Origin of the sequence: Pseudomonas fluorescens, assembly GCF_041354075.1 — a bacterium.
Lineage (GTDB): Bacteria > Pseudomonadota > Gammaproteobacteria > Pseudomonadales > Pseudomonadaceae > Aquipseudomonas > Aquipseudomonas fluorescens_CE.
Map to the genome: position 1 here is coordinate 117,059 of NZ_JARZGC010000014.1, position 21,186 is coordinate 138,244.

Genomic DNA, 21,186 nt, shown 5'->3' on the forward strand with positions numbered 1-21,186 from the left:
AAATGTCTGTGGGGCACTGTAAGACATTTCCTAGGATATCTATTTAAGTCTGAAGATCCCTCTATTCCGGGCGTTACCGGCAGGCTGCCGGTTGGCGAAGCACGCGCGCGGCCGCGTTCTAAAAAATAATGACTCAAGGCTAAAGTGCTAGCCTTTGAATGATCTCCGGCACCTCATCGGTGGCAGACAATTCGTTTGCTCACTGCTTGTCGTTGTTTGTGCATGACTGAACTTATGAGCATCAGGTAAATAAACATGACCCTTATCCATGATCAGGCGATGAACTATGTCTATCAGCAGATGCTGCAACGTTTGCTGGGCTTCTTTTCCCGGGCGGAACGCACGGCCTTACAGTTGTTGATCCAGCGATTGGTCGTCACCGCCGGTGGCATGGAACACATTGGCAACTACAAGGTACTGGCGGTCCAGTCCGGCTCGCGGGACAGTTGCTACACCTTGGCGCTGCTGCGTGCCGCGCAGTTGAGCATTGCCGGACGGGCACCCGCGACCTTCCAGTTGCGCGTGGCTTCACTGCGCATGAACGGCAGCAACCCGACGGCCCAGGACAACAGCCACCGCAGCAACAGTGCGTTGTTTTTCTACGATGACCCGAGAGTGGAAGTGGTGACGGCGGATCATCGAGAGGTGTTGCCGTTCACCCACCCGGCGCCGATCTCCGAGGCGGGGCGCGAAGCCAGCCGGCTCAACCTGCTGATGGTGGGGCATCGCCGAGCGCTGGACGGGCCGCTGGACCTGTGGGACGACGGGTACCTGGCGATGGGCGAGTTCTATGGGCAGATCGCTCGCTGGGACCGCGGTGTCGACGCGTTCATCAGCAGCGACACACCGCGCCAGCAGAAACAGTTTCTCGATGGCCTGAAGCGAGCAGCGGCCAAGGCCGGACTCAAGCACTCGCGTTCTGCGGGCGTTGGCTTTGATGAGCTGTACGCGACACTCGACGAACTGGGCACTGATTTTTACCGTGTGCTGTACGGCGCGCAGGGTCAGGCACCGTGGCGTCCCGCCGAGCAGTTCGAGGCATGCCGCCGTACCTCCTTCATCGACATTCACGACATGCTGGTCAGCAACCGCGAGGAGCGCTGGCCGTTGCTCACCGAGTTTCTGGGGTTTCAGCCTGACGAACTCACGGCGCAGCTCAGCGAGAACGAGTACGTCAGCCCGGCGCTGTGCGCCCATGTCCGAGGACTTCGGGCGTGCTACGTTGATGGTGGCAGCTATGACTCGGGGGTCGCCGAGTACCTGCAGCGCGCCTTGGTGATGATGCGTCGCAAGCATCTGCCGGAACGCCTGTGCGAACAGGCTGTGGAGGTCTTTGGCAACCCGGCGCGGTTGGCCGATCAACGTGCCCTGGCTGCAGCCGAAGCGCAAAAGAAACTGGGGTTGAGCGAGGCGCAACTGGTTTGCCTGCTGTTCGCGCCTTTCGTTGAGAACGGTGCCGGGCTCGAGCGTTTCCTGCGCCAGTGCCACCCTGGCATGCTGGTGGCCATGCCTGACTTGCACCGGGCGATGCAGGGCAGTGCGGTGTCGGAGCAGATTGCGCAATGGATGGTCGATGTCAGCGGGCTGCCGGTCAACCTCATCGGCAAGCTGTACCGCATGGGACCGGTGCCCAGGGCCATGGACGCGATGAGTGACGAGCAATACGACGGTGTGCAAGGGTTATCCGTCGACCATGACGCAGCGGTGGCGGGTGAATGGTCAGCGGGACGTTGAAAGGTACTCGCGAGACCGATTTTGCCTATCAGGCAGTGTATCGATACCTGACCCACCTGATCAACGAGCCGACTCATGACGCCAGTGTGCGCCTGCCGTCGTTGCGCCAGTTGGCCAACCGCCTGGGCGTGTCGATCTCGACCATCCAGTACGCCTATTCGCTGCTGGAGAAGGAAGGGCGGGTCTACTCGGTGGCCAAGTCGGGCTATTACGCGATGCCGGTGTCGTCCCTCGGCCCGCCTGGCATCGACGGCGATTTGCTTGAAACCCTGTACGTGAGCGCCCGTCGCCCGGGCATGCTGGTGTTCAGTGCCGATGATCCGGCCTTGCTGCAATCGCTGGACAGCCCGTTGCTGTTGCTCGAACGCGAGCTGCTGCGCCAGTACCCGCGCCTGCCGCAGCCGCCGTCACAGCCCTGCGGTGAACTGGAGCTGCGTACCGCCCTGGCGGCGCGCTACACCACTTCACCGGTACGCTGCTGGCACGCCGATGATGTCTACATCGGCGCCGACCTGCGTGGCGTCCTGGAAATACTGATCGCCGTCCTGGGCCTCAAGGAGGCTGCGGTGGTCGTCGAGTCGCCATGCGACTGGACGATCCTGCGCCTATTACAGGAGGCGGATGTCCAGGTGGTCGAGTGGCCCGTGCAGGCCGATGGCAGCCTGGACGCCGAAGTGCTGGAGGAGTTGCTGGACACCCGGCGGGTTCAGTTGGTGATGCTGTCGTCGGGGTTTAACGTGCCGCGTGGCAGCCTGGCGCCCGATGACAACCGGCAGACCGTCGCCCGGTTGCTGGAGCGATACGGTGTCTGGGTGCTGGAGAACGACTGTTATGGTGAGCTCGAATTCGAAACGGGCAGTTTACGTTTCCGCGATCTGCTCGACCCTGAGCGGCTGATCGTGTTTTCCACCTTCGAAAAAACCATTGGCCCGGAAGCGCCTTACGGTTATTTGCTCTCGCGGCATTTCAGCGAGCAGTTGCAGCGGCATTTTCTGTTACGCGCCTTTCGTTTGTCGCCGATCCGCCAGAAAGCGATTGCCCGCTTGTACGCCAATGGCCGGGTCGACCAGCACCTTCAGGTGCTGCGCAGATTGCTCAGGGATCGCAAAGTGCAAATGACGCAGCTCCTGCACGAACGCCTGGGCGATGCCCTGCAGGTCGTCGAACCCCGTGGCGGGGCGACCATCTGGGCGCGCTCACTGCGCCAGGTCGATATGCGGCGGGTTTTCCAGCGCTTGCTCAAGCAGCACGTAGTGATTGCGCCGGGGGAGTTGTTCAGTTTGCAGGGGCTGCACGCGCAGCATGTACGCCTGAATCATGCGTTCAGCGGTGATCATGACCTCGGGGCGGCGTTGAGCCTGCTCGGCGATGCCCTGCGCCTGGAGGCGATCGATTGAGTGGGGGCTGAATCATCCTTGCAGGCCGGTGGATCGATCCCATCGCGTTACGGTCAAACTGCCAGTAAACTGCGATCCATCCCTGAACCAGTCTATTCCAGAGGTTTTGCATGACACTCAGTCCTTTTGCGGGCAAACCGGCACCGGCACACCTGTTGATCGACATCCCGCGACTGGTCACGGCCTATTACACCGGCCAGCCTGACGCCGCCGTTGCTACCCAGCGCGTGGCGTTCGGCACGTCCGGGCACCGGGGCAGCTCGTTCGATCTGAGTTTCAACGAGTGGCACGTCCTGGCGATCAGTCAGGCCATCTGCCTGTACCGCGAATCCCAGGGCATCGACGGCCCGCTGTTCGTCGGCATCGACACCCATGCGCTGTCCACCCCGGCCGGCGCCAGTGCCCTTGAAGTGCTGGCCGCCAACGGCGTGACGGTCATGATTGCCGAGGGTGACGAATACACCCCGACACCCGCCGTTTCCCATGCGATTCTCTGCTACAACCGCGGGCGGACCTCCGGGCTGGCCGACGGCATTGTCATCACGCCGTCGCACAACCCGCCGCAAAGCGGTGGCTACAAATACAACCCGACCAACGGCGGCCCGGCCGACACCCACATCACCAAGTGGATCGAGGCCAAGGCCAATGAACTGCTGGGCAACAAACTTGCCGGGGTCAAGCGCATCAGTTACGAACAGGCGCTGAAGGCCAGCACCACCCACCGCCATGACTATCTGAATACCTACGTCGCCGACCTGATCAACGTGATCGACTTCGACGCGATTCGTGATGCGAAGCTGCGCCTGGGTGTCGATCCACTGGGTGGAGCAGGGGTGCGCTACTGGTCGGCGATTGCGGAGCATTACAAGCTGGACCTCGAAGTGGTGAACAAGGAAGTCGATTCGACCTTCCGGTTCATGACCGTGGATTGGGACGGCCAGATCCGTATGGACCCGTCGTCCAGCCACGCCATGCAGGGCCTGATCGGCTTGAAGGAGCGCTTCGACGTTGCGTTTGCCTGCGACCCCGACCACGACCGTCACGGCATCGTGACTCCGTCGGGCGGATTGCTCGCGCCGAACAATTACCTGGCTGTCTCGATCGACTACCTGTTCCAGAACCGCCCGCAATGGCGCGCCGACGCGGCGGTGGGCAAAACCGTGGTCAGCAGCGGTTTGATTGATCGCGTGGCCAAGCGCCTGGGTCGTCGCCTGTATGAAGTGCCGGTCGGCTTCAAATGGTTTGCCGATGGCCTGTTTGACGGCTCGCTGGGCTTTGGTGGCGAGGAGAGCGCCGGGGCTTCGTTCCTGCGCAAGGACGGCGGCGTCTGGAGCACCGACAAGGACGGCTTGATTCCAGCATTGCTGGCGGCGGAAATGACCGCGCGCACGGGGCGCGACCCGAGCCAGGCCTACCGTGCGCTGACCGACGAGCTCGGTGAGCCGTTCTCGGTGCGGGTCGATGCCAAGGCCAATCCGCAGCAGAAAGCGCTGCTGAGCAAGTTGTCGCCAGAGCAGGTCACCTCGACTGAGCTGGCGGGCGAACCGATCCAGAGCATCCTCAGCCATGCGCCGGGTAACGACCAGGCCATCGGTGGTCTGAAAGTCATGACCGAGAACGGTTGGTTCGCGGCGCGCCCGTCGGGTACCGAAGACATCTACAAGATCTATGCCGAGAGCTTCGTCAGTGACGACCACCTCAAGCAGTTGGTCGCCGAAGCGCAGACTTTGGTGGATGGGGCGATTTCCGCCACGTAATCTCCAACCCCTTCAGGAGCGCGCTTGCTCGCGATGGAGTGCCGGTCAACGCGGGGTGTCAGACAGCCCGCGTTACCGATGCAGACCCTCTCGAGCAAGCGCGCTCCTGCAGGTGGACACTGCATCAAGCCAGATCGACCAACACGATCTCGCTGTCCTCGATGGCCGTGACGCGCAGTACCTGCTCATCGGCCACCGCAACACCGTCTCGAGCTTGTGCGCGTAAGCCATTGACTTCAATGACGCCCGTGGCGGGAACCAGATAAGCACGACGACCATTGTCCAGCCGATACTCGGCAGACTCGCCGGCCTTCAGGTTCGCGGCGACCAGGCGCGCATCGGCACGAATCCGCAGGCTCTGGTCGTCACCTGACTTGCCACTGGCCAATGTCACAAAACCCTCACGATCGCCTTTGGGGAAGGGCTTGGCACCCCAGGACGGTGCCAGTCCGGTTTCATTGGGAATGATCCAGATCTGGAAGATCCTGGTGTCGGTGGCTTCCAGGTTGTACTCGCTGTGAGCGATTCCCGTGCCGGCACTCATGACCTGGACGTCGCCGGCTTCGGTACGACCCTTGTTGCCCAGGTTGTCCTGGTGGGTAATCGCGCCTTCGCGAACGTAGGTGATGATCTCCATATCCCGGTGCGGGTGGGTCGGGAAACCGGTACCCGCGGCAATCACGTCATCGTTCCAGACGCGCAGGTTGCCCCAGTTCATGCGTTTGGGGTCATAGTATTCGGCGAACGAAAAGTGGTGGTGAGCATCCAACCAGCCGTGATGGGCGCCGCCCAAGGATTTGAAAGGTCTGAGTTCAAGCATGATCGTCTCCTGATAAGGCTTTGATGGCGAGCATCATCCATCAGGAAACAATCGGTAAAAAGCGTAAAAACTGCTGCATTATCATCGAATAAGTTGATCAGAAATAACCTCGAAACATTCTCATCCAACCTTCACTTCATCGCATAAGCCAATGACCTGTAAGCATTTTGCTGGATCTGAATGGCAAATGCAGACACCATAGTCTCAACAGCCTCACACCCTGGAGTCAGCGCGTGCCGCAACACACCTCCGATCTTCCTCCTGAACTTCGTCCCCTGGCCGAGATGCCCTTGCTCAAGCGTCTGGCCGCCCGATTCTTTGGCCATGGCCTGACTCGGTTGCGGGCTCAGCACCGTGCCTCCTGGTTGCACGGCCAGGCCGATGGTTTTCGCAGCGGGCACAGCGCCGGTGTCGACTACGGCTATAAGGAAGGCAAGCTCGAAGGCCTGGAGGAAGGTCGGCAGGTGTTGCTGATCCGTGACTCGCGCTCGACCGAACACCGCCCGCCGAATGTCGACGACAAGCTGTTCGACGACTGGCGCCTGCCGCTGAGCGCCGACCTGAAGAAACGCATGAAGGCCGATGTGGCGCGCCTGTTGCCGGCCCATGCGCAGCCCAGCGCCGCGCAGTGGAAGATGATCTTCAGTGACACGCCGTCGACCTCGGTCATCGCCGGCGCCGGTGCGGGAAAGTCGACTACCCTGGCGCTGCGTATCGTGCTGCTGACCCAGTACCTGGGGTTTGAACTCGATTCGATGACCGTGGTGACCTTCACCCGCGAGTCGCGCAAGGACTTCATCAACAAGCTGATCGAGTTGTTGGCGCTTTGGGGGCGTACGTTGAGCTTGAAGGAGGCGCGGGACCTGGTGCGCACCTTCCACTCGCGAATTCTGCCGATGGTGCGCAGCCTGCCTGGCTTCGAGCGGCTGCAGGCGTTCGAAAACCTCAGCAATCGCCCGCAGGGCAGCGATGAGGATATCGACAGCAATCCTTTCGATCTGCGGATCAACGACGCCCAGCGGCAGTTGCTCAACGCTTGTTACCACCAGTTGCACAGCCGCGACGAACGCTTCCGTGAGCTGATCAAGCCATTGTCCCGCCATGCCTTGCAGCTCAAGGAGCTGGAGCGCGATCATCCGGATGTGCAGAAGCGTGTCGCCGTCACCGAGTTGGCGGCAAAGCGTGATGAGGAGTTGTGCGATTTCATCGAGGATCTGTGGTTCAGCGCTGATGCCTGGCCCATCAAGGGCATCGAGCCCAAGCGGCAGGCTTTCGAGATCAATGGCTCCACCTTTCACTGTCATGGCTACATTCCAGGCCTGGATGCATGGGTGGTGCTGGGTTTCGATCCCCGGGAAAACCCTCAGGTCAGTCGGCCGAACGCCAAGCTCAGCGTGCGCGCGGAGTGGGCTGTAAAGCGCACGCTGTTTCAAGCTTTCTGTCGTAAGCCATTGATATGGCTGGATAGCTACGAGTCATCTCGACGGGTTTTGGCATCGCTGGCCGGCGATGCCAGTGCCGGACCGGGGTTCGATTACAAAGTCAAGGGTGAGCTGAGTTCGGCACCCTTGCTGGACTGTTTCGTTGCAGCAGCCGGGTTCATCGAGAACCTGGGCCTGGACGTGCCGAACGCCGTCGGCCAGATGAGTTTCGCCAAGGATGATCCGGATCGGTTGTTCTTCGAGGCCCTGAGCCTGTTCTGGCGTGCCCTGGAGGATCATCTGCTGGATCAGAAGCCGCCGGTAATGACCTACAACCGCATGTTTGCCCTGTTCAGCGAGCACTCCCCGGAAAACCAGAAGCTGTTGAGCGATGAATTGCTGCGTCCGCTGTCGCACCTGATGATCGACGAATTTCAGGACGTGTCTCCGCAGATCGTGTCCTGGATTCGCGCCAGCCTCGCGGAAATCCGCAGTCGTGGACCGTCGATGCACGTAGGGCGCGGTGCTCAGCGTTCGTCGCTGCTCTGCGTAGGGGATGACTGGCAGTCGATTTACGGCTGGCGCGGCAGTTCGCCGAGCTATTTCATGGAGTTCAACAAGGAGTTTGCGTCGCCGAGCACCACCAAGGTGATGCTCAGCGACAACTATCGCAGTCACCAGTACATCATCGACGCGGCTGAGCATATCGTTCGCGCGGCACCGGCCATCGCCGGCAAAAAGGCCAAAGCGACCGGCGACGCCGGACCGCTGTGGCCGGTCAAGGTGCTGGATCGCGACGATCAGGCCATGGCCCAGCAACTGAAGATCCACTATGAAAAAGGCGATTCTATCTTGATGCTCTATCGAAAAAGTAGCGATAAGCTATTGATAGAGCATCCTATTCAGTCTGTAGTTAATGTGGATTCTAGCTTGCCCTACGCCTCGCGAAGGCTCAAGCAACTGACCTATCACAGCGCAAAGGGCCTGCAAGCCGATGCCGTGTTCCTGCTGGGCGATTGCCAGCACCTGACCAGTTCGCCTTACAAGAACCAGGTGTATCGCATGGCGGGCCTTGGCAAGTCGAACGACAGCGAAGCCTACGATAATGCCCAGAAGGACGAGATCCTGCGCCTGGCCTATGTCGGCATCACCCGGGCCGTGAGTCATTGCTACTGGTACGTCGACGGGCAAGACACCCAGGCAGCCAACATGCCCAAGGCGTCCGACCGCATTGGCAAGGGCAAACCGTTCTTTGTCGATCAGCGGGCAGGAAAAGTGCTCTAGCCGCAGACGGCAAAAAGCCCGCATGACGCGGGCTTTTGCTCTGGAATCACTTCACCTTCAGGCATAACTCCTGAGAGCGACCGGTGGAATGAATGATTCAAGCTCATCCTCCACCGCTTCGATTATTCGTTCGACATCCGCCGCATTCATGACCGTTGCGCACGGAATACCGGCAATGGCGATCATGGTTTCGCCACTGGCACGGTCAAACAGACGGGCGATCATGCTGCCCGGGGCGTCCATGCTCGCCTCGAATCCCATGGGATGAAAATGCCAGCGCATCAACTGGCAGGCGTTTGGAAAGGTGACCTTGCTGAAGCCTTTATTCATAGATAGCCCGCCTTCATTCCGAGCGCTTCCTTTAGCTCATGTTAGGAGGGAAGAGCCTTCATTGGCTCAACCGGTGACCTGGTTAAAAGTAGCACCTGGATGTGAAAAGAATGTGGTTTTTTCCGGCCGATTGGCGATTGGTTCAATTTTTTTTGATTCAGGTCACAGCGGGCCGGCGGAGTAGGCCAAGTGCTACTACTCAACCAACGTTGATGCGTTCAGATAATTTCGGCAAGCTCCGGTTTTTTGCCGTCGAGATTCCAATGTCCGCCGACGAACAGGACGCACAGCAGACCCAGGTGACCCGAGAGACGGTCCTGCGCTATCACCTGCGCTGGAAGCACCGCGATCTGGACGGCGTCATGGCGCTTTATCACCCCGACGTCCAGTACAACGACTTTTTCCAGAACCGTGTGTTGGGCCTGGACGAGTTGCGCGAATACGTGCGCAGCAGCATGCCGCGTGATCCGGACGAGGCGCTGGAGCACTCGGACCGCATCCGCCTGGATGGCGACACGGCGTTCATTCAGTACCGGATTACCTTGCGCGGCGGCGAAGGCCTGGTGTCATTTCGTGCCAGTGAAGCGATCACCGTGCGTGACGGGCTGATCTGGCGGGTCAACGAATATGCTTCGCTGGTGCGTGAACAAACGCTCGGCACAGCGGGCGGTGCGCCGCGACCGGCCGCCAGCCGGCTTGGTCTGTCGCCTCGTCAGTTGAGCTTCATGGCGCAGGACCTGCAGCATTATTTCGAGCGCCAGCAACCCTATCTGGATCCCGAACTCGACCTGCAGCGGGTGGCAAAAGCGTGCGGTTACAGCCGCAACCAGATGTCCTATCTGCTGAATCAGGTGCTGGGCCAGAGCTTCTATCGTTACGTCAACCAGGCACGCTTGCAGCATCTGCTGGCCGCGCTGGACGTCGCCACGCCAGCGCTGCGCATCGACGACCTGGCATTCGCCGCCGGTTTCAATTCGCTGTCGGCGTTCTACAGCTGTTTTCGCCAGCACACCGGCCTGTCGCCCAAGGCCTACGTCAAACAGATTTCTTTGCGTGCACGCGCGCAAGACAGTCCCTGAGCCCACGCACTAGGATCAACGCCATCGAAGTTTGAGTGGCGGAGTCCTGGATGACAGCGTGGCGCGGTATCAGTTTGTGGATGGATCAGCTCGACGAGCCGCTGGAGGCGCGCCCGGCGCTGGAGCAGGACCTGGACGTCGACGTCGCGATTATCGGCGCCGGTTACACCGGCCTCTGGACCGCGTATTACCTCAAGCGCCAGGCGCCAACGTTGAACATTGCCATTGTCGAGGCGCAAACCGCCGGTTTTGGCGCCTCGGGGCGCAACGGTGGCTGGCTGATGGGCAATATTCTTGGTGAAGACCGTTTGCTGGCGTCTCTGTCGGTCGAACAGCGTCGCGCGTCCTACGACCTGCTGCACGGCATTGCCGATGAGGTGGAGATTGTCCTCGAACGTGAAGGCATCGACTGCGATTATCGCAAGGGTGGAGCGCTGTATTGCGCGGCGCGCTATCCGGAACAGCAAGCCAGCCTGCATCAGTACCTCGACAGCCTCTACCAGCAAGGCCTGACCGAGCGCGACTACCGCTGGCTCAGCCCTGAGCAACTGGCGCAACAGATCAGAATCGCCAAGCCCTATGGTGGCATCTACGCACCGCACGTCGCCACCCTTCACCCGGCCAAACTGGTGCGCGGCCTGGCCAGGACCGTGGAGCGTCTGGGCGTGCGGATTTACGAGAACAGCCCGGTCAGCCACTGGCAGCCCGGCAGCCTGCGTACTGCAAAAGCCTCGGTGCGCAGCCGCTGGGTGGTGCCGGCGGTGGAGGGGTACGCCGCGACCTTGCCAGGGCTGGGCCGTTATCAGCTGCCGGTGCAAAGCCTGATTGTGGCGACCGAACCACTGTCCGCCGCGACCTGGGATGAAATTGGCCTGAGCGGCGGACAGGCTTTCGGCGAAAGCAGCCGTCAGGTCACTTACGGCCAGCGCACAAAGGACAACCGCCTGGTGTTCGGCGCGCGGGGCGGTTACCAGTTCGCCGGCAAGCTGCGCAATGACTTTGACCTGACCCGCGATGAAGTGGAGCTGCGCCGTTATCTGTTCGGCGAGCTGTTCCCGCAGTTGAAACAGGTGCGCATTACCCACGGCTGGGGCGGCAACCTGGGGATGTCGCGCCGTTTCCAGCCGCACATGCTGTGCGATCAGGCCAGCGGCATCGCCTTGTCCGGCGGTTATGGCGGGGAGGGCGTGGGCGCCAGCAACCTGGGCGGTCGAACCCTGGCCGATCTGATCCTGCAACGCGATACCGAATTGACTCGTCAGCCCTGGGTGATTCCCCAGGGCGGCCTCGCCGCGCTCAAGGCCTGGGAGCCGGAACCCTGCCGCTGGCTCGGTTACAACGCCATCATCCGCAGCTTCGTCCACGAAGACCAGGTGCTCGCCAACCCGGCGACCGCGCCCTGGCGGCGCAAGCTGGCCAGCGCTATCGCCGGCTTCATGGAAGGCTTCATGCACTGACTTTTACATCGACAGGTATTCCCATGAGCATCACGCAGTTCAAGAACACCGCCACCCTGCAACTGGACGAATCGAACCCGGTGGCCGTGCCGCTGGGCACACCCGTCGCGGTGGCCTCCACCACCAGTGTGGAGCGCGACGACGGCGTCGAAACCGGCGTCTGGGAGTGTACGCCCGGCCGTTGGCGTCGGCAGATCGTCGCCCAGGAATTCTGTCATTTCATCCAGGGTCGCTGCACCTTCACCCCGGATGAGGGTGAAACCCTTCACATAGAAGCCGGCGATGCACTGATGTTGCCAGCCAACACGCTCGGTATCTGGGACATCCAGGAAACCGTGCGCAAGAGCTACGTCCTGATTTTTTGAACGTCGTTTTTTTGATTGCCTGCCAATAACAAAAGCCCATACACAGGAATCGACCCATGCTGCGAACAACATTGACCCTGGCGCCTCTGGCACTCGTTGCGACGCTCAGCCAGGCGGCTGAAACGGTGAAGATCTACAACTGGTCGGATTACATCGCGCCGGACACCACGAAAAACTTCCAGGCTGAAACCGGCATCGGCTTCACCTACGACGTCTACGACAGCAACGAAACCCTGGACGGCAAGCTGATGACCGGCCAATCCGGTTACGACGTGGTGTTCCCGTCCAACCACTTCATGGCCCGGCAGATTCAGGGCGGTGCCCTGAAAAAGCTCGACAAGCGCCAGTTGCCGAACTGGAAGAACCTCAACCCGGTGCTGCTCAAGGCACTGCAAACCAATGATCCGGGCAACGAGCACGGTTTCCCGTACCTGTGGGGCAGCACCGGCATTGGTTACAACATTGCCAAGGTCAAGGCAGTGCTGGGCGACAACGCGCCCGTGGATTCCTGGGACCTGATCTTCAAGCCGGAAAACATGGCCAAGTTGCAGAAGTGCGGCGTGGCAATCCTCGACAACGGGCCGGAGCTGCTCCCCGCCGCCTTGAACTACCTGGGCTTGCCGCACCACAGCAAGAATCCGGAAGACTACAAAAAGGCCGAGGCGCTGCTGATGAAAGTGCGCCCTTATGTCAGCTATTTCCACTCGTCCAAGTACACCAGCGACCTCGCCAATGGCGATATCTGCGTCGCGGTGGGGTTCTCCGGCGACATCCTGCAGGCGGAAAACCGCGCCAGAGAGGCGAAAAACGGCGTTGAGATTGGCTACGCGATTCCCAGGGAAGGCGCGGCGATCTGGTTCGACATGGTGGCGATGCCCGCCGACGCCCCGGATGAGAAGGCCGGTTACGCGTTCATGGACTACCTGTTGCGCCCGGATGTCATGGCCAGCATCAGCAACTACGTGCACTACGCCAACGGCAACGAACAGGCCGACAGCCTGATCGACCCGGCGATCAGGAACGACACCAAGGTGTACCCGAGCCCGGAAATGATGGGGAAACTGTTTGCGCTCGAAGCGATGCCGCTGAACATCGATCGCATTCGCACGCGGGTATGGAACAAGATCCGCACAGGCAGTTGAAGGTTTGGGATCAGGTCATTCTGTGGGCTCTGTGCGGTAAGATGCGCGCATTGAAAAAAACAACAGGGCCCACCTCACTCAATGTCGGAAAAAGACACCATTTCCATGCAACTGGTGCGCGAAGCACTGCTGCAAAGTTGCGCGCCGGGGGCGGCCACCCATGAGGTGTTGACCAAGGTCGGCATCGATCCCGCACAGTTGGAGTCCCCCGACGCCCGTGTACCGGCCACGGCCTATGCACGGCTGTGGCGTTTGTTGGCTCGCAGGCGCGACGATGAGTTTTTTGGCATGGACCCGCGCAAGCTCAAATCCGGGAGCCTGGCGTTCCTCTGTCGCTGCTCGATGGTCCAGCCCAGCCTTGCGGCCGGCCTGACGTCAGGGTTGGCCTTCCTGTCGCTGATGCTCGAACACCTGCCGGCGCAACTGGTTCGTCAGCAAAGCCTGGCGGAGATCGTGCTGTTGGAGGACGAACAGGACCCACGACGCGCCTTTACCTATTTCACCTACTGGATGATCGTGCACGGCGTCGCGTGCTGGCTGGCGGGTCGGCGGATTCCCATCCTGGCCATCGAGCTGCGTTGCGCCGAGCCGGACTTTTGCGATGATTACCGGGTTATGTTCTCGGAAAACCTTCGGTTTGACCGGCCACGGACGCGGATGATTTTTTCCGCCGATTGCCTGGACCTGCCGATCAAGCGCAGCGCCGAAGAACTCAAACGCTTCCTGGCCCAGGCGCCGGCCAATATCCTGGTCAAGTACCGCGACCCGCAGAGCCTGGCCAGCCGCATCAAGCAGGACCTGCGGCAGTTGCCGGCCGAACGATGGCCGGAGACCGAAGCGCTGGCCCAGCAGTTGTGCATGTCGGCCTCGACCCTGCGCCGGCGTCTGTCCGAGGAAGGCCAGACCTACCAGGGACTCAAGGACAGTGTGCGCAAGGAACTGGCCATCGTCTGGCTGGCCGAGCCGAGCATCAGTTTCGCCGACATCGCCACCCGGCTGGGATTTGCCGATGCCAGTTCGTTCTACAAGGCCTTTCGCAAGTGGTCGGGGTCCAATCCGGGGCATTACCGGAGTTTGATTCTGAACGAGGCGCACTGAGGCGGGTATTGTGTTGGGGCTGCCGGCCTCTTCGCTGGCAAGCCAGCTCCCACAGTCGACCGATATCCCTGTGGGAGCTGGCTTGCCAGCGAAGAGGCCCTTGCAGCCGCCGCAGCCATTGAACCTTGGTCAAACCAGTCAAGCAACTTGATGGCTTTGACCATTGCCCGCGCCCCCGGGTGGAGCGAGTATTTCCCTGCTTTTTACGGTTCCCCAACCTAATAAAAATACAGAGGGATTCTGGCAATGCGCGATTACTTGTCTGCCACGTCACAGTTCAATTATCAGCACACCGTCAACGCCGCACTCGCGGGCGACCTGACGGCGCTCAATGCCTGTGTCGAGTGTTGCGACCGGCATGCATTGCCGGGGCGCATCGCCTTGTTCTGGGAAGGCCGTGACGGCGCGAGTGCGACCTATGGTTTCCGCGAGCTGCAGGACCAGGCCGCGCGCTTTGCCAATTTCCTCCGGGCCCAGGGCGTGGGCAAGGGCGACAGGGTCGCCGGTCTGCTGCCACGCAACATCGAGCTGTTGATCACCGTGTTCGCCACCTGGCGCATCGGTGCGGTGTATCAGCCGCTGTTTACCGCGTTCGGGCCTAAAGCCATCGAGCACCGTCTGGGCAGTTCGGGCGCCAAGGTGGTGGTCACCGATGCGGTCAACCGGCCAAAACTGGCGGAAGTCGCCAATTGCCCGACCATCGTCAGCGTCGGCGGCCCGAAAGGCCAGGGCATTGTCCGTGGCGATTTCAGCTTCTGGGCCGAACTGGCCAATCATTCCCCCGAGTGCGAGCCGGTGCTGCTGACGGGCGAAGACCCCTTCCTGCTGATGTTCACCTCGGGCACCACCGGGCCGTCGAAGGCGCTGTCGGTGCCGCTCAAGGCCATCGTCGCGTTCCAGAGCTACACCCGCGACGCCGTGGACCTGCGCCCGGAAGACGCGTTCTGGAACGTCGCCGATCCGGGATGGGCCTACGGCATCTATTTCGGCGTCACCGGACCGCTGGCGATGGGGCACCCGATCACCTTCTACGATGGTCCGTTCACCCTGGAAAGTACCTGTCGGGTGATCAACAAATACGGCATCACCAACCTTACCGGTTCACCCACCGCCTACCGCCTGTTGATTGCCGGCGGCAACGCGTTCGCCCAATCGATCAAGGGCAAGCTGCGCATCGTCAGCAGCGCCGGCGAGCCATTGAACCCTGAGGTGATCCGCTGGTTCGCCGATAACCTCGGCGTGGCGATCCACGACCACTACGGCCAGACCGAACTGGGCATGGTCCTGTGCAACCACCACGGCCTCGATCATCCGATCCACCTCGGCGCCGCCGGATTTGCCTCGCCCGGACACCGCATCGTGGTGCTGGACGAGGCACACCGGGAACTGGGTGTCGGTCAGCCCGGGATCCTGGCCATCGACCGTACCCAGTCGCCCATGTGCTGGTTCGCCGGCTACGAGGGCGCACCGACCAAGGCCTTCGTCGGCAATTACTACCTGAGCGGCGACACCGTGGAGTGGAACCCGGACGGCAGCATCAGCTTCGTCGGGCGCAGCGACGACGTGATCACCACCTCGGGTTACCGCGTCGGACCGTTCGACGTTGAAAGCGCGTTGATCGAACACCCGGCGGTGGTGGAAGCGGCAGTGGTCGGCAAACCCGACCCGGAGCGCACCGAACTGGTCAAGGCCTTCGTGGTGCTCGGCGCCCAGTACCGCGCCGCGCCGGAGCTGGCCGAGGAACTGCGCCAGCATGTGCGCAAGCGCCTGGCTGCGCACGCTTACCCCCGTGAAATCGAATTTGTCAGCGAGTTGCCGAAAACCCCAAGCGGCAAATTGCAGCGCTTTATCTTGCGCAACCAGGAAATCGCCAAGGCTCAAGAGGCCGCGGCGAAGAACGTTTCAGATTGAACCCAAGGAAACAATGATGCGGATCGAAAACAAGGTTTTTCTCGTCACTGGCGGCGCTTCCGGTCTCGGTGCGGCCACGGCGCAGATGCTGGTGGCCGCCGGCGCCAAGGTGATGCTGGTGGACATGAACGCGGAGGCTGTCGCGGCCCAGGCCGAACGGCTCGGTGCGCAGAGCGTGGTGGCCGATATCAGCAACGAAGCGGCGGCCGAAGCGGCGGTGCAGGCCACGGTCAAAGCCTTTGGCGGCCTGAACGGCCTGGTCAACTGCGCTGGCATCGTGCGTGGCGAGAAGATCCTCGGCAAGAACGGCCCGCACGCGCTGGGCAGTTTCAGCCAGGTGATCAACGTCAACCTGATCGGCAGCTTCAACATGCTGCGCCTGGCCTCGGCGGCGATTGCCGAAACCACACCGGATGCCGATGGCGAGCGCGGGGTGATCATCAACACCGCCTCGGCGGCGGCCTACGACGGCCAGATCGGCCAGGCGGCGTACGCCGCCTCCAAGGGCGCGATTGTCAGCCTGACCTTGCCCGCCGCCCGTGAACTGGCGCGTTTCGGCATCCGCGTGATGACCATCGCCCCGGGCATTTTCGAAACGCCGATGATGGCCGGCATGACCCCTGAGGTCCGCGAATCGCTGGCCGCTGGCGTGCCGTTCCCGCCACGGCTGGGCAAACCGGACGAGTACGCCGCGCTGGTCCGGCATATCATTGAAAACAGCATGCTCAATGGCGAGGTGATCCGTCTCGACGGCGCCTTGCGCATGGCCGCCAAGTAAGAGGATTTGTCATGACTACTGCCAATGACCCGATTGTGATCGTCAGCGCCGTGCGCACCCCCATGGGCGGGTTCCAGGGTGAACTCAAGAGCCTGACGGCCCCGCAACTGGGCGCCGAAGCGATTCGCGCCGCCGTTGAGCGCGCCGGTCTCGCGTCCGGCGCCGTGGATGAAGTGCTTATGGGCTGCGTACTGCCGGCCGGACTCGGCCAGGCCCCGGCTCGTCAGGCGGCACTGGGCGCCGGGCTGGATAAATCGACCCGCTGCACCACCTTGAACAAAATGTGCGGCTCCGGCATGGAGGCCGCTATCCTGGCCCACGACATGCTGGTCGCCGGCAGCGCCGAGGTGGTGATCGCCGGGGGCATGGAGAGCATGTCCAACGCGCCGTACCTGCTCGACCGCGCCCGCAGCGGTTACCGCATGGGCCACGGCCGGGTACTGGATTCGATGTTCCTCGACGGCCTCGAAGATGCCTACGACAAGGGCCGCCTGATGGGCACCTTTGCCGAGGACTGCGCCGAGACCCACGGCTTCAGCCGCCAGGCCCAGGACGAGTTCGCCATCGCCTCGACCACCCGCGCCCAGCAGGCGATCAAGGACGGCCGCTTCAAGGATGAAATCGTCCCACTGACCGTGACGGTCGGCAAGGAGCAGGTGCTGATCAGCCACGACGAACAGCCACCCAAGGCCCGGCTGGACAAGATCACTGCGCTGAAACCGGCGTTCCGCGAGGGTGGCACGGTGACGGCTGCCAACTCCAGTTCGATTTCCGATGGCGCGGCGGCGCTGGTGCTGATGCGTCGATCCGAGGCGGACAAGCGTGGCCTCAAGCCTTTGGCGGTGATCCATGGTCATTCGGCTTTCGCCGACACGCCTGGCCTGTTCCCGACGGCGCCGATCGGTGCCATCAAGAAGCTGATGAAGAAAACCGGCTGGTCGCTCACTGACGTGGACCTGGTGGAAGTCAACGAAGCCTTCGCCGTGGTCGGCATGGCAGCGATGACCCAACTGGAGATCCCCCACGACAAACTCAACGTACACGGCGGCGCCTGCGCCCTTGGCCACCCGATCGGCGCGTCCGGCGCGCGCATTCTCGTGACCCTGCTCTCGGCCCTGCGCCAGAAAGGCCTGAAGCGCGGCGTCGCGGCGATCTGCATCGGCGGCGGTGAAGCCACGGCGATGGCCGTGGAATGCCTATCCTGAGGCACTCCCTTTTTCCCCTGTGGGAGCGGGCTTGCTCGCGAATGCGGTGTGTCATTCAACATTAATATCGCCTGACACGGCCCCTTCGCGAGCAAGCCCGCTCCCACAGTTTCGACTGTATAAAGGCTCAATTTTATGATCCCCAACGACGAACAACAACAGATCAGCGAAGCCGCCCGGCAATTCGCCCAGGAGCGGCTCAAACCCTTCGCCGCCGAATGGGACCGCGAGCACCGCTTTCCGAAAGAAGCCATTGGCGAGATGGCCGAGCTGGGATTTTTCGGCATGCTGGTGCCGGAACAATGGGGCGGTTGCGACACCGGTTACCTGGCCTACGCCATGGCGCTGGAAGAAATCGCCGCCGGCGACGGTGCCTGCTCGACCATCATGAGCGTGCACAACTCGGTGGGTTGCGTGCCGATCCTGCATTACGGCAACGATGAACAGAAGGAGCGCTTCCTCAAGCCCCTGGCCAGCGGCGCGATGCTCGGGGCCTTCGCGCTGACCGAACCCCAGGCCGGCTCCGACGCCAGTGGCCTGAAAACCCGCGCGAGGCTGGAAGGCGATCATTACGTGCTCAACGGCAGCAAGCAATTCATCACCTCGGGGCAGAACGCCGGGGTGGTGATCGTGTTTGCCGTGACCGACCCGAGTGCCGGCAAGCGCGGAATCACCGCGTTGATCGTGCCTACCGATTCACCGGGCTACAGCGTGGCCCGGGTCGAGGACAAACTCGGCCAACACGCCTCGGACACCTGTCAGATCCTCTTCGAAAACGTCAAGGTGCCGGTGGCCAACCGCCTGGGCGAGGAGGGTGAGGGCTACAGGATCGCCCTGGCCAACCTCGAGGGTGGCCGTGTCGGCATCGCTGCGCAATCGGTGGGCATGGCCCGCGCCGCGTTCGAAGCGGCCCGCGACTACGCCCGCGAGCGCGAGAGCTTCGGCAAGCCGATCATCGAGCACCAGGCCGTTGCCTTCCGCCTGGCCGACATGGCGACTCAGATCGCCGTCGCCCGGCAGATGGTGCACTATGCGGCGGCGCTGCGTGACAGCGGCAAGCCGGCGCTGGTCGAGGCCTCGATGGCCAAGCTGTTCGCCTCGGAAATGGCCGAGAAGGTCTGCTCGGCGGCGTTGCAGACCCTTGGTGGATACGGTTACCTGAACGACTTCCCGCTGGAGCGCATCTACCGCGATGTGCGGGTGTGTCAGATCTACGAAGGCACCAGTGACATTCAGCGCATGGTCATTTCGCGCAATCTTTAAGAAGGAGTCCATTGTGAGCTACGAAACGATTTTGCTGGAAACCCACGGCCGTGTCGGCCTGATCACCCTCAACCGTCCGCAGGCGCTCAACGCGTTGAACGCGCAGATCGTCAGCGAGCTGAACCATGCCCTCGACGGCCTGGAACAGGACGCGAACATCGGCTGCATCGTGCTGACCGGCTCGAAAAAAGCCTTCGCCGCCGGCGCCGACATCAAGGAGATGGCCGAGCTGACCTACCCGCAGATTTACCTCGACGACCTGTTCAGCGACAGCGACCGGGTGGCCAACCGGCGCAAGCCGATCATCGCGGCGGTCAACGGTTTTGCCCTGGGCGGCGGTTGCGAACTGGCGCTGATGTGCGACTTCATCCTGGCCGGCGACAACGCGAAGTTCGGTCAACCGGAAATCAACCTCGGCGTTTTGCCGGGCATGGGCGGCACCCAGCGCCTGACCCGCGCCGTGGGCAAGGCCAAGGCGATGGAAATGTGCCTGAGCGGGCGTCTGATCGACGCGGTGGAAGCGGAGCGCTGCGGTATCGTCGCGCGCATCGTGCCCAGCGATGAATTGCTGGAGGAAACCCTGAAGGTTGCAGCGCTGATCGCCAAAAAATCCTTGCCGATTGCGATGATGGTCAAGGAAAGCGTCAACCGTGCGTTTGAAGTGAGCCTGTCGGAAGGCGTGCGCTTTGAACGTCGGGTGTTCCATGCCGCGTTTGCGACGCAGGATCAGAAGGAGGGGATGGCGGCGTTCATTGGGAAACGGGAGGCGGAGTTCGTCGGGAAGTAGGTAGCGCTTTCAGGCTCGCTCACACAAGTGTCCGCTTTACATCCAGACATCCCGCGTCATCGTTGACGACCATCGCGAGCCGGCTCGCTCCCACAGTAGATCTCCAGTGTTGAGAGATCCAGTGTGGGAGCGAGCCGGCTCCGGGCGGCGTTCCGACGATGCTTTTGGTCGCTCCCACGCAGAGAATGGTGCAGACCAAAGGCTTAGATCAGGTAGTTTTTCAGCTCCCGGGCAATCACCATCCGCTGAATCTCGCTCGACCCCTCATAAATCTGCGTGATCCGCGCATCCCGATAGTATTTCTCCACCGGGTAATCCTCCAGATACCCGTACCCACCGTGAATCTGTATCGCCGACGAGCAGACCTTCTCGGCCATTTCCGAGGCAAACAGCTTGGCCTGTGACGCTTCCGACAGGCACGGCTTCCCGGCGCTGCGCAGGCGGGCGGCGTGCAGAATCAGCAGCCTGGCGGCGTTCAACTGCACCTGCATGTCGGCCAGCAGATTGGCAACGCTCTGGTGCTCGATGATCGGTTTGGCAAATTGCACGCGGTCCCGGGCATAGGCCAGGGCCGCTTCGAATGCCGCCCGGGCGATGCCCAGCGCCTGGGCCGCGATGCCGATCCGGCCGCCTTCGAGATTGGACAGGGCAATCGCCAGGCCTTTGCCGCGCTCGCCCAGCAGGTTGGCTTCGGGAATCGTGCAGTTGCTCAGGGTCACGGCACAGGTGTCGGACGCCCGGATGCCCATCTTGTGTTCGGTGCGGTCAACGATGAAGCCCGGGGTATCGGTGGGCACCAGGAACGCCGAGATGCCGCGCTTGCCCAGGTCCGGGTCGGTCACGGCAAATACGATGGCCAGCTTGGCGCGCTTGCCGTTGCTGACAAATTGCTTCGCACCGTTGAGCACCCACTGACCATCACGCAATTCGGCGCGGGTGCGCAGGTTGTGTGCTTCGGAACCGGCCTGGGGTTCGGTCAGGCAGAAACAGCCAATGGCCTGGCCGCTGGCAAGGTCCGCCAGCCAGGTCTGTTTCTGTTCCTCGGTGCCGTAGTTGAGGACCGGGCCGCAGCCCACGGAATTGTGGATGCTCATGAACGCGCCGGTCGCGCCGTCGCCGGCGGAAATTTCTTCCACCGCCAGGGCGTAGGCGACGTAGTCAACGTAGGTGCCGCCCCATTCCTCGGGCACTACCATGCCCAGCAGGCCCAGCTCACCCATCTTCGCCACCAGGGCGTCGTCGATCCAGCCGGCCTTTTCCCAGGCCTGGGCGTGGGGCGCGATCTCGCAACGGGCAAAATCCCGGGCCATGTCGCGGATCATGACTTGTTCTTCACTCAATTCGATATCGTGCATGGC

The 21,186-nt window shown here is 61.9% G+C and carries 17 protein-coding genes; 14 read left to right on the forward strand and 3 right to left on the reverse strand.

Translation table 11 applies throughout. The features are described from left to right. The first annotated feature begins 255 nt into the window (after positions 1-255). The 3 genes from QIW53_RS18505 to pgm all read left to right on the forward strand — a co-directional run bounded on the left by QIW53_RS18505 (position 256) and on the right by pgm (position 4,888). Entirely contained in the window at positions 256-1,734 is a 1,479-nt protein-coding gene (locus tag QIW53_RS18505; protein ID WP_371051070.1) for a hypothetical protein, read from the forward strand. Beyond that, positions 1,731-3,131, forward strand: a complete 1,401-nt coding sequence (locus tag QIW53_RS18510; RefSeq protein ID WP_371051107.1) for an aminotransferase-like domain-containing protein — start codon at positions 1,731-1,733, stop codon at positions 3,129-3,131. Before QIW53_RS18505 ends, QIW53_RS18510 begins: the two co-directional genes overlap by 4 nt. Before the next feature lie 110 nt (positions 3,132-3,241). Beyond that, entirely contained in the window at positions 3,242-4,888 is a 1,647-nt protein-coding gene (gene pgm, locus QIW53_RS18515) for a phosphoglucomutase (alpha-D-glucose-1,6-bisphosphate-dependent) (protein WP_371051071.1), read from the forward strand. 124 nt (positions 4,889-5,012) lie between these two features. Here pgm and QIW53_RS18520 read toward each other — a convergent pair whose 3' ends face one another. After that, positions 5,013-5,708, reverse strand: coding sequence for a pirin family protein (locus QIW53_RS18520; protein ID WP_371051072.1), 696 nt, complete (start codon positions 5,706-5,708; stop codon positions 5,013-5,015). Positions 5,709-5,941: 233 nt separating this feature from the next. Between QIW53_RS18520 and QIW53_RS18525 the strand changes: the two genes are divergently transcribed. Further along, positions 5,942-8,413, forward strand: coding sequence for a UvrD-helicase domain-containing protein (locus QIW53_RS18525; RefSeq protein WP_371051073.1), 2,472 nt, complete (start codon positions 5,942-5,944; stop codon positions 8,411-8,413). A gap of 57 nt (positions 8,414-8,470) precedes the next feature. Here QIW53_RS18525 and QIW53_RS18530 read toward each other — a convergent pair whose 3' ends face one another. Further along, a complete protein-coding gene (locus QIW53_RS18530; protein ID WP_150711725.1) occupies positions 8,471-8,743 on the reverse strand; it encodes a DUF1652 domain-containing protein in 273 nt (90 codons plus the stop codon). Positions 8,744-9,006: 263 nt separating this feature from the next. Here QIW53_RS18530 and QIW53_RS18535 point away from each other — a divergent pair, with 263 nt between their 5' ends. From QIW53_RS18535 to QIW53_RS18580, 10 genes are all read left to right on the forward strand, one after another. After that, entirely contained in the window at positions 9,007-9,822 is an 816-nt protein-coding gene (locus QIW53_RS18535) for a helix-turn-helix transcriptional regulator (protein ID WP_371051074.1), read from the forward strand. Positions 9,823-9,872: 50 nt separating this feature from the next. Beyond that, a complete protein-coding gene (locus QIW53_RS18540) occupies positions 9,873-11,279 on the forward strand; it encodes an NAD(P)/FAD-dependent oxidoreductase (protein ID WP_371051075.1) in 1,407 nt (468 codons plus the stop codon). Positions 11,280-11,302: 23 nt separating this feature from the next. Next, positions 11,303-11,644: a cupin domain-containing protein gene (locus QIW53_RS18545; protein WP_371051076.1), complete on the forward strand. Its 342-nt coding sequence runs from the start codon at positions 11,303-11,305 to the stop codon at positions 11,642-11,644. A gap of 56 nt (positions 11,645-11,700) precedes the next feature. After that, the gene (locus tag QIW53_RS18550; RefSeq protein ID WP_371051078.1) at positions 11,701-12,786 is read left to right on the forward strand and encodes a polyamine ABC transporter substrate-binding protein; all 1,086 of its coding nucleotides are present in this window, start codon (positions 11,701-11,703) and stop codon (positions 12,784-12,786) included. A gap of 81 nt (positions 12,787-12,867) precedes the next feature. After that, positions 12,868-13,884: an AraC family transcriptional regulator gene (locus QIW53_RS18555; RefSeq protein WP_371051079.1), complete on the forward strand. Its 1,017-nt coding sequence runs from the start codon at positions 12,868-12,870 to the stop codon at positions 13,882-13,884. A gap of 246 nt (positions 13,885-14,130) precedes the next feature. Next, positions 14,131-15,795 (forward strand): AMP-binding protein, encoded by a 1,665-nt coding sequence (locus QIW53_RS18560; RefSeq protein WP_371051081.1) that lies wholly within the window; start codon positions 14,131-14,133, stop codon positions 15,793-15,795. A 16-nt stretch (positions 15,796-15,811) separates the two neighbouring features. Then, positions 15,812-16,573, forward strand: coding sequence for an SDR family NAD(P)-dependent oxidoreductase (locus QIW53_RS18565; protein WP_371051083.1), 762 nt, complete (start codon positions 15,812-15,814; stop codon positions 16,571-16,573). 11 nt (positions 16,574-16,584) lie between these two features. Further along, positions 16,585-17,778, forward strand: coding sequence for an acetyl-CoA C-acyltransferase (locus QIW53_RS18570; protein WP_371051084.1), 1,194 nt, complete (start codon positions 16,585-16,587; stop codon positions 17,776-17,778). 135 nt (positions 17,779-17,913) lie between these two features. Next, positions 17,914-19,041, forward strand: coding sequence for an acyl-CoA dehydrogenase (locus QIW53_RS18575; RefSeq protein ID WP_371051085.1), 1,128 nt, complete (start codon positions 17,914-17,916; stop codon positions 19,039-19,041). Between the two features lie 13 nt (positions 19,042-19,054). Continuing rightward, the gene (locus tag QIW53_RS18580) at positions 19,055-19,828 is read left to right on the forward strand and encodes an enoyl-CoA hydratase (protein ID WP_371051087.1); all 774 of its coding nucleotides are present in this window, start codon (positions 19,055-19,057) and stop codon (positions 19,826-19,828) included. Positions 19,829-20,031: 203 nt separating this feature from the next. Here the strand turns inward: QIW53_RS18580 and QIW53_RS18585 are convergent, their stop codons facing one another. Further along, positions 20,032-21,183: an acyl-CoA dehydrogenase family protein gene (locus QIW53_RS18585; protein ID WP_371051088.1), complete on the reverse strand. Its 1,152-nt coding sequence runs from the start codon at positions 21,181-21,183 to the stop codon at positions 20,032-20,034. Positions 21,184-21,186: the final 3 nt, after the last annotated feature.